This window comes from Anabaena sp. UHCC 0253, from assembly GCF_009712085.1.
Classification (GTDB): Bacteria; Cyanobacteriota; Cyanobacteriia; order Cyanobacteriales; family Nostocaceae; genus Dolichospermum.
In genome coordinates this window covers 30,237-42,639 of sequence record NZ_VILD01000013.1, presented here as the reverse complement: position 1 = coordinate 42,639, position 12,403 = coordinate 30,237, and the positions used below count along the sequence as shown (strand labels likewise).

The following is a 12,403-nucleotide window of genomic DNA, read 5'->3' as shown; positions in this document are numbered from 1 at the left end:
CGTCCAGTGATTCGGTAAGTCATGTTTTTGCATGATTTGAGAACCTGTTGCACAATCGCAGATAGTGTCTGGGTCTTGAGATAACAGCAATACAGCAATACCTTCCTTGCGTCCTGTAGCACAAGTTTCACCGATAACTTCAGCAAAACCATCTTTACGTAAAAGCACTGAAAGCTCATCACCAATAAACAAACTTTTGGGATGGGATAAAGCATTACGAATGCAAGCAGTATGGGCATTAATCGCCATCAAGTAAGCATCCTGTTCGTTAGTTAATCCACTCAGGGCAAAAAATTTAATTGCAGGTTCAGGGGAAAATGTACTGGGACGGGCGATCGCTTTCCCTAACCTCGATGCCAGTAATGCACTCACCTGATTTTGGATTTGGTTCAGTGCTTGGCGGTCAATTTCCTCAAAAGACCGCAGATTAAGGCGTTCTCTGGTGCAGAACTTGACAAAATCCGGCAATGTGGGGATTTCCTGCCATTCTGCTGACAACCAACCCATCTCAAAAGCACGGTTATAGCGAGCAATCATATCTGCGTCTTTAAGAAACACATCTAAAGCCTTGACTAGCATCGCATCTACTCTTTGGGCTAAGTGGGGATTTTCGACTTTACCCATTGCAATAGCTACCAATGCCTTACGAATAAAGTCCTTCCAAGATTCCATCCGTCGTTCCCGTTCTGGCTTCTCAAACCTACGTAAGTCCGGTGGTTCTAGCAGATTACTACTACCACTAGAAATGTCATAATATGCACCTTGTTCACCCAGTAGTTCAATCGCTGTTTTAAAAGTGCTGTTACCACCTGCGGAAATATCCATCCCGACTACGGGAATATTGTTCACTAAGGCTTCTTCCGCAAATCGCCACCCTAAAACACTCTTGCCTGAGCCAGAAGTACCTGTAATTAAAGCCCGTCCAATTTGTTGATGAAATAAATCTACGTAAATGGGTTTACCACCACGACTAGTCAAAAACTCTACACCTTGCTGATCAATATCTTTGGGAATGGTCAGAGGCATCAATCCCGCAATTGTTTGAGTATCAAGTGTTAAGCGGCGCTCACTCAAATTACCATCATGTAATAAGCGTTTGCAGGTGATAGGTAAAGTTTGTAACCATATTTCCCAAGCAATGTTCCGTTCTCTCAGTACCTTGGCGGTTTCAAAACTGTTAGCCAGTAGATTGCAAGCATGAGTTAATTCCTCGGCACTATGACGGTATACTAAAAAGACTGGCGCACAATGTAAGGCTTTTGTACCTTCGTACAACCGCCGTTGTGCTTCAAATGATTCTTCTTGCTTGATTTCTGCACCAATATCACGTCCCTGTCCTTTAGTAATTGCTACGGTGCGGGCGACTTTAGATTGCTTGGCTTGACGGGCTAAATTGTCTTGAATTAAAAAGTCATTGCCACGACTGATTTCTACCCATGCTTCTGTATCATAGACATAACTTGAAGACAGTATTTTCCACACCCATTTGAGTTGTTCTTGGGTATTTGTCCAACCCAATGGCGGGTCTGTCATGGTCATCACACCGCAGACTTTACCCTTGCCTGTAAGATAAACTCGGTCATGATCTCCGCGATGTTCTGGACTTGCAGAGCGCCCTTGTGTACCTTCAATTAGTAAGGTACAGATATGTTTATCTGTGGTTACAGTTTCTGTGAGTTGTAGTCCCGTTTCGGTTTCTTCTAGGGTGATAACTTGGGGAATGGCAGGTGCAGCACCTTCGTTAAATCTATTCCACAACCATTGCCATAAATCACCTGCGCTACAAGGTGTGACTTCTAATCCAATTTTAGTATTTAGTAACACTTCCCACTGAATAAATCCCTGTTGAAAGCCTTGCAATAATAGCTTTTTGAAGAATGTTTCTTGGTATATGCGTTTATTGCCTGTGATTGATTCTACTACCCAAGTGCCAAGATTACGGCATTTTTCAATCACAGCACCGACAAAATCTTTTTGCTGGGAACTACCTTGTTGATCACTTGTCCAGGTACAAAAGGCTATTTGCTGCCACTGTTGGCGTGTACCTGCATTTTTCAATTCTTCTATTCGCAGTTGTTCGTTGCGAATGAGAACAGAAATGGGTTTGAGGTGACAATCATTTGCCAAAGCATTAAGTTGGGTTTGGCGTTTGGTATCATCACTGTAGCAGCCTGTACAAAAAGTGATGCGTTCTCCAATTGGTAAATCTTTCATCCCTTCTGCAATAGCATGAGCAAATTCACTAACTTCACTTTCATGTAAGATGTTGTGCAGTCCAGCAATGTGAAAACCAAATACTAGTTGATATTGCGATTGTCCTTGTTCTAATAATAGGGCGGCAATTTGTCGGTCATCTTTTTTAATTTCTGCAATACAGCAGATATTGACTTCATTTTGGAAGGGCATAAATCTACTTTTACCTCCATACTGATTTGGTACTATCAGGGGTTTAAACTGAATGTTTATTTGTGAGTCACCGTAGCGACGACGTACCCAAGCTGGACGGTTTTCTGGTAATGGAGAAATGTAAATATTGTTGCAGTTATACCATTCGTTTCCAGGTGGTTTACGCCATCTATCTAGAAATTGATGGGGTTGGCTGCCGGTTAATATCCACCAACTGACAATTAGCCAGAATGATGTGGCGAAAAACCAACCCATTCCTAAACTGAGTAACCCATTGGTAATGATGTAAGACACTATGATGATGGCAATCCAAGGGACAAGTTGCTCTGCTGGTATTGGTCCGATGCTGGCTTGTTTACCTAAAATCCGGTTAACTTTGATAAATTCGTTTTGCGGATTGTTTTCCATAAATCATGATCTTGATTTTAACTTAACAGAAATACAGGTGGAATACCAATTTCTAATTCACAATTCGTAATTCGTAATTCGTAATTGACAATTGGTAATTCGTAATTGATAATTGGTAACTCTTGAAAAAGAGTTTTAGTTTAAACTGAACCTTATGAACCTTATTGAATTAAACTCTGTAAAAATGCCCGAAACCCATTCTGATTACGAATTATGAAAAATACAATTGTAGAAATTGTGAGAATGCGGAATTTACACTCATTTACTTAATGCCTTTAGTTAGCTACATTAAGGTAATTTGTTTCAACTTCAATACCTTACCTATACCAATTTTTCAAATATAGGTCTGAAACCCAATAAAATCATGATGATATCAATAGGATTCAAGAGGTTTGGTGAAGGTATTGAATTTGATTTAAGTTATCAAAAAAGGCAGCTATATAAATCCTGTTTAATTGGTACTAATGTAGGATTTGATAGAGTAAAATATGCTGCCTTGTATCTTCTTAAATTGACTATTTGACATTAACCACCTGTTGTTGTGCCATTGCCAATAAAGATAAAAGTGATGACATCTATGGCAATGACAATGGCAAAAGCTAAACCAACTTGAGTCACAATTGGTCGCCAATCATTACCTTGTTGTGCTTGGTTATAAGCAAATAAAGAAGCAGAAGCAACCAGCAATAAAAATGCTCCTCGAATCAAGTTAAATGTTAAACCAACAACGTTGGCATCCAATGTGGTAGCACCACCTCCTGCTTGTGAACTTTGTTGGGCTAAAGTAACAAAGAAGTTCTCTAACCCACTTAAAAAAATGGCTTGGGCTGGAGTTGCCAGGGTATCAAGTAAAGCGGTAATAGTGATAATAACGGACACAATATGCCAAAAGCGAATTCTTCTGCCTAAATACTTTTCTAAAATTGGTACTGTCCGAATTACGTAACCCATACTCAAGAAAACTATACTGGCACATCCCAAAATAGTGACAAATATGGGTTTTGTCGCTAATAAATAAATACCAATTGCCAAAGATAGGAAAATAAAAATGAAATCTGTGCGGTTGATTTTCAGGTTTTTCAAGTTAGTAGCAACTTTGGCAGATGGTAGTAATTTAAACTGAGAATTGGGAGATTTTAGGTTATTCATCTTGCTTTTCTCGGTAAAATTCAACTAATTAAACTGAATCTTGCTTGGTGAATATTTGCTATTACTGCTATTAGATTGCTTACGGTAAACTTAAACTTGCATTTCCGATTTGCTGGTTTTAGTTTGCTTTTTCTGTTGTTTAGCGGTATTTTTATCAGCCTGTTGAGAACGAGTTGATTGCTGATTATCTAACAACGCTTCCATTTCTCTCAAGGGGATACTGCATTGTCTAATCTCCGGGGGTTCTCCTGGTACTAAAGCAGCATCAAGCACTTGTTCATTGTGACGATTGGGGTTAAATCCTTGAAGTATTTGTGTGCCATTAGACAGTTTCACTATTTCAAAGTCGTACTTGGCTTTGCCTTTTTCAGCCCAGGTAAAGGTGGGTTCATCATCACCATTAAATTTGTGAGGTAGTTGTGTTTGAAACTCTTGAATCAATTCTTGGGTGGTAGCTTTAAGGGCATATTCTTCTTTTGACTGTGGTAGTTTACAAATGCCAGTTTTTTCCTCAGCGGTGAGATTATCTTGTGTAATTGTCCACTGTCCCTGAGTGCAAGTACCCGCAAAAAGTGTTTCCCCTTGGTTATTTTCTAAAGCAATAGCTACGTCCGCAGATATTCCTGTTTGTGCTGTTTGTTTACCCTGTTGTTTTACTCCTTGTTGTTTGACTGTTAAAGTTTTATTACTGGAAATGGCAATACCATCTTCAGGTGATTGATCCAATAACTCACTGGCAACATTAGCAAATCCAACTAAAGCCTCAGCACAAGCAATTTGTTGTTGCTTATCTTGGCGTTTTGCTAGATATCCTAAAACGTCATTTTCTGGTTGGTTATTAGGGTTAGATTGAACAGTTTCATCGGCTGTTTCTGATGCAATTACAGAACTGTTTTGTTGTGCTGCCATTTGTTTTTCGAGGCGGCTAACTACCATTTCTAAACGGTCAAGTCGCTTGGATATAACTTGCAAGTAATCTTCAATTTGCTGGAGTTGTTCTGTAATGCTGGCATCTTTATCTAACTCAAAAGGTTGCGACTGATTATTAGGGTCTAATTGAGAACCCAATTTGTCTACTTTAGAGCCGATTTTCATAGTAGCTACAGCCACTGGATTATCTGCGGTGGATGCTTCAGATACAACTTGATAATCTTGAGAAGTTGGGGAATTTGAAGAAGTTCGAGAAGTTTGAGAATTTGGAGAAGTTTGAGAATTTGAAGAATCTTGAAATTCCGATGAGTCAGGCTTGATTTCCTGTAAGCGACTGGTGAGGTTATCAACTCGGTCATTCTGTTTTTGTAGTTGTTTAAAAATTCGTTCTAGCCGCTTTTCATCAGCTTCGGCTGCTAGTTGTTCTAAAACTCCTTGTCCGACAGCAATTCCTAAAGTTGCCAATTGTCCTGCTAATCCTCCCAAATTTACCCCATTTACTTCTCGTCCGTTGGTGGCTGCTGTGGCACTTAAACGGGAAGCTTCGTCTAGTGGTTCTTGGGATTTGGATTTTTTGGCAGCAGTTTTATTGGTTGGGGTTTTATCTTGAGTTTTAGTTGATGTTTTGGGTTGGGACTTACTTTGGGGTTTAGTTACAGTTTTGGCTTGAGGTTTACTTGGGGTTACACTAACACGACTAACAGGTAATTCGTCTTCTTCATCTAAGTCGTCTGGGTCATCTAGTTCATTGTTGAAATCGTCGTTTAATAGGTCTTCTAGTTCGTCTTCAATTTCATCTATTTCTTCGTTTTCCTCTTCTAAATCGAGTAGGTCATCATCAAATTCATCATCTAAATCATCAAGTTCTGTTTCTGCAAAACCGCAAATTTCGGCAATGTTGGAAGGGGTAAAGTAGTTTTCGTCTTTGTTGGTAATTCCTTCGAGGTTTTTAATCAGGTATTTACCACTGGTTCTGTGTCCAGGGTCACTGGTGAGGTAGAAGCGATAGCCTCTAATCTCGTCATCATCGTCACCTCCTACGCAAAGTTCTACGGTTATGGGGGCTTTCCCTGATTCCTGGCTGTAATTTTCTACACAGTCTTTAAAGTCTTGATGGGACTGGATAGAATCGTTCTGAATTGACTCAGAAATGGCTTTATCGAGTGTATTTTCTATATGGCGGAGTTTACGACGGTCTGTCAGGTTTTCCCAGGAGCGAGTTTGAGAGCTTTGTTTGCGCTTCGGTTTGGTCAGTGTTTTGGTAGCCATTATGTACTCAACTCTGATTGCCTTAGAGTTAAGCTAACAAGGCTTTGTATGAATTGACATAGACCTATTGGCTATTTATTTATTGTCCAGTTGGATATTGTTGATACTCAGATTTAGTGATACTGGCTCAAGCATCCAATTAAGTAGTACTTATTTATAACAGGATATAAAACTTAATCATGTACAAGTAATAAACGAGACAAAAACTGGAATAAAAGTTCTCTTATACCAATCTAATGTGAAGTTGCATATAATTAGGGGGCTGAAAACCTTATCAATTCAAGAATCATTCTGTACAGTTTCATATAAAAATGGTATTAGAGTAATCATCATAAAACTCATATCTCGTTGTTTATATTCTTCTGTACTCTAAATTACTTTCTCTAATTTTAAATATTTTTGTGGAAGATAACCATCTATAAGAGCCGTTTTTATTACTTTTAAAGGATACGATGTTATTTCTACTAGTTCCTTTAAATACTGCTCTGGTACTGGATCATCATTATTACTAAAAGTCCAGGATCTGTGTCCTGTAAACTTGACTTTATAATGACTATCACGAACTGGTTTTTCCAAAGTGCCACCTATGACTTTACAATGTTTTTTAACATTCTGAATACTAACTGATTTTTGATGAATATCTTGAGGAACAGACCAATCATAAGCATCAACTAATACATCTATATTGTTTTGGTCTACAATAGGGAAGGCTCTGTCGTTGTTTGGATTATCATATTTATCTACACATTCTCCTGCAAAACCGTATGCACAAGCAACTCCTATAAAAAATTCTTCATTACTACAGCATTTATCATGTAAATATAGTATTTTACCTAACTCATCTGACCAACACGATATAAGTCCTTGATCTTTACAGGTCTGGGGTACAGGATGTGCTTGATATTGGTTAATACCACATTCATCACACCATTTAATATATTTATCAATATCAATTAAACTCGCATCTTGTCTAAGAAATAAGTTACTTAAAAAGTTATAAATTTCCGATAATAAAGTCCCATTGGTGGCAGTCCAGTCAAAATCTTCAATAAATTGACGAAGTATATCAGTTGAAATTAGATGCACTTTATCATTACTGATAAACTCTTGAAGCTCACCAATAGCGCAAGCTACAATCTTTAATTCGTTCTCGCTTCTTGGGAAGCTTTGATCTAGTATAATCGGAGACAAGCATAGTAAATAGGTCATGTCTCATTTTAAACGGTTCTTTATCTCATTGCAACTAGTAATACAAATTTTCTATGAAGATGCAGTATCATCTCAATAATGAGGGACAGACTACCATATTACACTGGGAAGTGCTGTAAAGTTCTAAACCTTGATTAAATGGGATTTAGAAAATCTGGCTTTGATTATTGGTTTCTGAAAGTTACAAAAAAGTAATAGGTCTTATATATTAATTTTTGATTTGGGTTCTAAATCTTCTCTGCGCTCTAAGTAATCTACCACTTAAAGAAATTGCTTCGCCAAAAAAATGCTTTGGCAAATCAGGAATAGTACCATCTGACTTTATAGATAATTCATGTATAACTGGAATTTCTGACTCAGCATCAATGAAGAAAATTCCACACTTTCCTGCCAATTTACCAGATTCATCTTCAGCCGTAATAACCCTTATAGCATTAACTATGTGTTCACTATGAGTTTCTATAAGAATCTGCTTATCTGCACGCATCATTGCTACGAAAAAACTAGCAAGTCTAACTTGAAGAGCAGGATTTAAGTGTAACTCAGGCTGTTCAACAATTAACACACTCCCTGGTTTTGCTTGTAGTCCTTTTACTACTATTGGTAATACCTGAGAGTATCCGAAGCCAGAATCTGCTAATGAATACAAATTACCGGAATTGGGTGATTTGATTTTTATTTCTACTACTAAGTTATTGGTTGTATTTATTTCTATTTCAGAATTTTTTAATATCTTGAGGAGGTTCTTCTCCTACTCTGAGATAATATAACCAATAATTTAATGCTTTCGATAAAATTTCTTCCTTGGGTTCACTATTATCACAATAATTTACATTCCATACCTTAGAATTATATATTGATTTCTCTCTTAAAATATACGGTAAATTTTCACCAGTATGTTCTTTACTTGAAGCAGATTCTAAATATGTTAAATAATATCTTTGTGGAGATGATCTTAAAGGTGCAATATAGTGAATATTTGATAGTGTATTTCTTAAATCTTGTAAAGCCTCTCTAATTAAGGGTGGCAATCCAGCAATTAGCCACTTACTTTTTTCTTCTTGTGATTCATTTTGACTTTCTTTAGGTTTTTCTTGGGCAATAATATTGTAAGGAAAAATATTGGGATGATATGTAGATAGTCTTAGAAGATTGTCAGCAGGATTTTTAGGTATTAATTTATTTAATCCACCTACAGCCTTAAAAAACTCGCTTGGTATGATAATCTCATATTCTGGTTTATCGCTTTCGTTGTTGTCATCAATCTCCACATCCCAGACTAATAAAATTTCTTCATCCACCGTTATTTCATAATGTGATTTTTTAAGTAAAACTTGAGACGGATCAGAAATAGAATCTGTATCATTCTCTTCCAACTGAGAATTTTGTTTAAACTTGTTTTGACTATTATGAACTCCAAATATGAATTTAACTTTCAAAGAATATTCTACGCCATCTTTATTTTCGTATTTCTTATTTTCTTCTTTTTTTGGTGAAATTAATGTGTAATACTCATATGGCATTTTATCTTTGATCGTAAACCCAATGGATATATCTTCATTAATTTGATTATGAGAAACAAAAGAAGAGTAATTTCCTAAATCTACTAAATCGCCCACTAATCGTAATTTTCCATTAAAATTCCCGTAGTTTTCATTAGCACTTTGACTTTGCTTTAATAAAAGTAGAGATTTAATAATAGTAGATTTACCTGCACTGTTTGTTCCACAAAATACAGTCATAGGCAATATAGAAAAATTCCATTCATCACCTGCGAAAATTCTGATATTTCCTAAATTAATTTCTGTAATCATTAGTTTAGTAATAATTTGGGTTTAACTTTCTAAAAGTTTACAACAAACAATACCTTAAGTCCATCATTTCTATAATTTTTCATGTATGTACAGTAATTTGCTTGACTATGCCGAAATTCTCTCGACCACAACTTGGTGCATAATTTGCTGTTTCAACGAATCTGCCGCAACTGAAGCAATAATTTCCCAATCTTTTTCTGTCAACATTACCCCAAGCAGTTCGCGCAACACCTGATGATTAGAAATAAACTCTTCACCAAAAAGTTCATCCCTCTGCAACATAGTTTGAATATGTTCTTTAACAGTAGATGTAGGTAGCCTGAATCTTTCCAGCAACTTCTCTCTTGCGGTAGCAGATGCTATAGAAGTGACAGTTCCTAAATTCCAATCTTTAATTAACAAACGGACTTCTCGATTCAACGAAATCCGCAAAGTTTTTAAACGATAAAACAATTCGGGATTAAGTAACAGTTGACTAAAACCAGAACCCCAATCTAAACCAGCACCAATATTACCCCCTACTTCTTCCTCAGCTTGGATACTTTTTCTCAACCATTCTTCATTAAGTAATAAATCCATCGGGTTTGCTAATTCTTGGTTAGAGGTGAACGGAATATAATTAGATTCTTGCTGACTCATTACTTACCCTCACTGCTTTTGTTATAAGAACGCCATACACCGTACTCAAAATAAACTAAATCATCGTAATCTTCATCCTGACCCAAATCTAGCATTCCTTGATTATCGTAGAATTTTTCCGTTCCTGGTAAAGAATGCAAGCCTACCCTACCTTCATAACCTAGCTCGAAACTGCGGGTTCGGGCAAATACCAAAAATACACTCCCAACACCTTTGTATCGTGGTGGGCGTTGGACATCCTGGCGATTCCAAGGTGCTGTAGCAATTCCATCAAGATATACTAAGCGTTTACCCTCTGTGATGCGTGATCCGTGCATCTGAGTTTCCATCAGCATCAATCCTTGGGTTTCACCTTCGCACTCAATGGCATAACCTTCACGGTTTGAACTGCTGGCAATAAATCTCAGTTTAAACTCCCAGTCCCAAAATTTATCAGCTTGTACGTATAAATTTAGTCGGCTTTTCCACAGCGATAGATAATCATCAACGTGCTTTTGTGCCAGTTCCACTAAATACGCATTTACAAAAGTGCTATCCTCACCACGAATTAGCTGAACTTGCAGTTGCACTCGTTACTCCTTGTTGGTGAAAATGACTGTGGTAACAAACTAAAATAGTATCATTAATAGCTGAGTTTCCTGAGTGCAGCAGACAAGATTTACTACTACCTCTGTACAACCTTCACCAACTTTATCAGTTCAATTCTATATTTTGACTTCGACTCTGGTTTCTATTATTTGATATTTCCTGTTTATTATTTAGCGATGCCTCGGTTGAGTATAGCGACTTCTCAAAGGATATATTTGCTGATAATCGCTCCCTCTCTAAAATCATCTCCTCTAACTCACTTGCGGCTGCTTCTGAAAGCAGAAATATCTCTTCTCCTGTGTGAATATTCCCTCGACAAATCGTTCGCTTATTCTCATTCCGCACAATAAAATCACCACTACGCTGAACATAAGCCGTCCACTGTCCACCAATTTTAAACTGCTCAATTTCCTTACTTTCAGATTGATTGGCTTGTCGCTGTTCGTAGGTAATACCAATTGCTTCTACCAAATTATCAAACATTTCCTTACGCCAAAATTCTCGGTGAATAGCTCGCAATTCCCCAGCATTATCTAACTTTGGTTCTGATTCTGGTAATGTCACATCTGGCAATTCTATCGAATCAGAATTAACCTTGAGGATAATACTAGAAACTTCTGGTTTTAATGTAGCTGCAAATGTAGTTCCCACAGGCAACTTCGGACTATCAGGTGCAAAAGTTCCTAAATTCTGACCATCAATTTGTAATATTGGTGTCCCATTATAACGATAAAAATCTGGGTGTGATTCTGGTAATTCAAAAACTCCTACTTCTAGAATCACACTTCGCTTTCTCCATTGCTGACTGGCAAAGTTTTCATCAGCAAAATCATTGTATTTAATCCCCAACACTTTCATTTCTGCAAACTGAAACTCTTGAAGCTGTTGACATACTTCCTCAGTAAATAAATTATATGCCAAAGCCCCTACACCCGCATCCTGACGTGATGTTGCCCAACTATGATCTACAGGAGGAATAATTCGTAAATCTTTGGGGATATTCAATTCATCTAAATCGTAAATGTTGTCACCAAATTTAGCTGCTAATTTCTCAACTACTTTGGGAGATAAATCTTTAAAAGCAAATTCAATCATAGGTAATTGCGGATGAATAGTGGCATCAAATTCAATTCCTTTTTGTTCTAAAGATTCCTTCCATTTAATCGCATCTTTCCCAAACGGAACAGTCAAAACATAAATATCTTGTGGTAATGCTGCACTAGGCATTTCATAATTATGCTCAAAGGAAAACGTGATTTCTATCTGTGCTGCCAACTGTAAACATTCCTTACGATGTCGGTCTAATTCTGGACGAGTGTGTTGGGTGTGCCATAGTGCTGCTGCACCCTCAAATCTATCCTCTGGAGTAGTGAATAATTCATCAATTTCGGCTCTATAACTATCGTAAAGTTTGCCCAATTCTTCATTAAATGCTTCTCTATCATCTCCCACCCGTTCTTTAATTTCATCTCTCGATTGTTGAAACCTAGTTTTTAATTCTTCTGCCCATTCTAAGGCATCTACAGATAATGTTTCTTTGGGAAATAAATAACGAAATTCATGTCTATCTCTACTGCGAATCCGTGTTGGTTCCCACAAGGGATTTACTACTTCTCTGGCAATCACATTTATTGCTCCTGGGGCATCTGCTGGCATAGCAAAGGAACGATAAAGCCGGTCATCTTTTTTAAAGTCAAAGAAGTAACTGGGATGAGATTCTGACCATTTTTTAGCATCTGCTAATAAATTTACACCATCAATTTCTTTGATGTCTTCTAATCTTTCAGCACTTTTGGGTGAATCTACTTCTACTTGTAGTGCTTGAAAAAGACGATTTAGCAGCTTCCTTTGTCGTCTGGTAAATCGTTCGCTATTTTCACCTTCACGCGGCATTGAGGACTGGACACGCCCAATGTTTGTCGCCACTAGACCTACTTTATTTTGACTGCTGGCAGCGGCAATTTGCGATAAATCACGATATTTTAAATTGC

Annotated in this window: 8 protein-coding genes and 1 pseudogene; all 9 read right to left on the bottom strand. The window is 37.4% G+C overall.

Annotated features, from left to right (window positions below; genetic code table 11):
* Positions 1–2,814 (bottom strand): hypothetical protein (locus FJR38_RS25520; RefSeq protein WP_254449562.1); only part of this gene is annotated, 2,814 nt, incomplete at its 3' end.
* Between the two features lie 525 nt (positions 2,815–3,339).
* Positions 3,340–3,963, bottom strand: a complete 624-nt coding sequence (locus FJR38_RS25515; RefSeq protein ID WP_168540209.1) for a hypothetical protein — start codon at positions 3,961–3,963, stop codon at positions 3,340–3,342.
* Between the two features lie 90 nt (positions 3,964–4,053).
* Complete coding sequence (locus tag FJR38_RS25510; RefSeq protein ID WP_168540207.1) at positions 4,054–6,162, bottom strand: hypothetical protein; 2,109 nt, start codon at positions 6,160–6,162, stop codon at positions 4,054–4,056.
* Between the two features lie 369 nt (positions 6,163–6,531).
* Positions 6,532–7,371 carry a hypothetical protein gene (locus tag FJR38_RS25505; RefSeq protein ID WP_168540205.1) on the bottom strand — a complete coding sequence of 280 codons (840 nt, stop codon included), beginning with the start codon at positions 7,369–7,371 and terminating at the stop codon, positions 6,532–6,534.
* A gap of 208 nt (positions 7,372–7,579) precedes the next feature.
* Positions 7,580–8,044, bottom strand: a complete 465-nt coding sequence (locus tag FJR38_RS25500) for an AAA family ATPase (RefSeq protein ID WP_371418295.1) — start codon at positions 8,042–8,044, stop codon at positions 7,580–7,582.
* Positions 8,045–8,087: 43 nt separating this feature from the next.
* A complete protein-coding gene (locus FJR38_RS25495) occupies positions 8,088–9,185 on the bottom strand; it encodes an AAA family ATPase (RefSeq protein ID WP_168540203.1) in 1,098 nt (365 codons plus the stop codon).
* Between the two features lie 105 nt (positions 9,186–9,290).
* On the bottom strand, positions 9,291–9,824 hold the full coding sequence (locus FJR38_RS25490; RefSeq protein WP_168540201.1) for a hypothetical protein: 534 nt from the start codon (positions 9,822–9,824) through the stop codon (positions 9,291–9,293).
* Positions 9,824–10,393: a GNAT family N-acetyltransferase gene (locus FJR38_RS25485; protein WP_168540199.1), complete on the bottom strand. Its 570-nt coding sequence runs from the start codon at positions 10,391–10,393 to the stop codon at positions 9,824–9,826. Before FJR38_RS25485 ends, FJR38_RS25490 begins: the two co-directional genes overlap by 1 nt.
* 124 nt (positions 10,394–10,517) lie before the next feature.
* Positions 10,518–12,403: pseudogene (locus FJR38_RS25480) on the bottom strand (hypothetical protein); the annotation flags it as partial.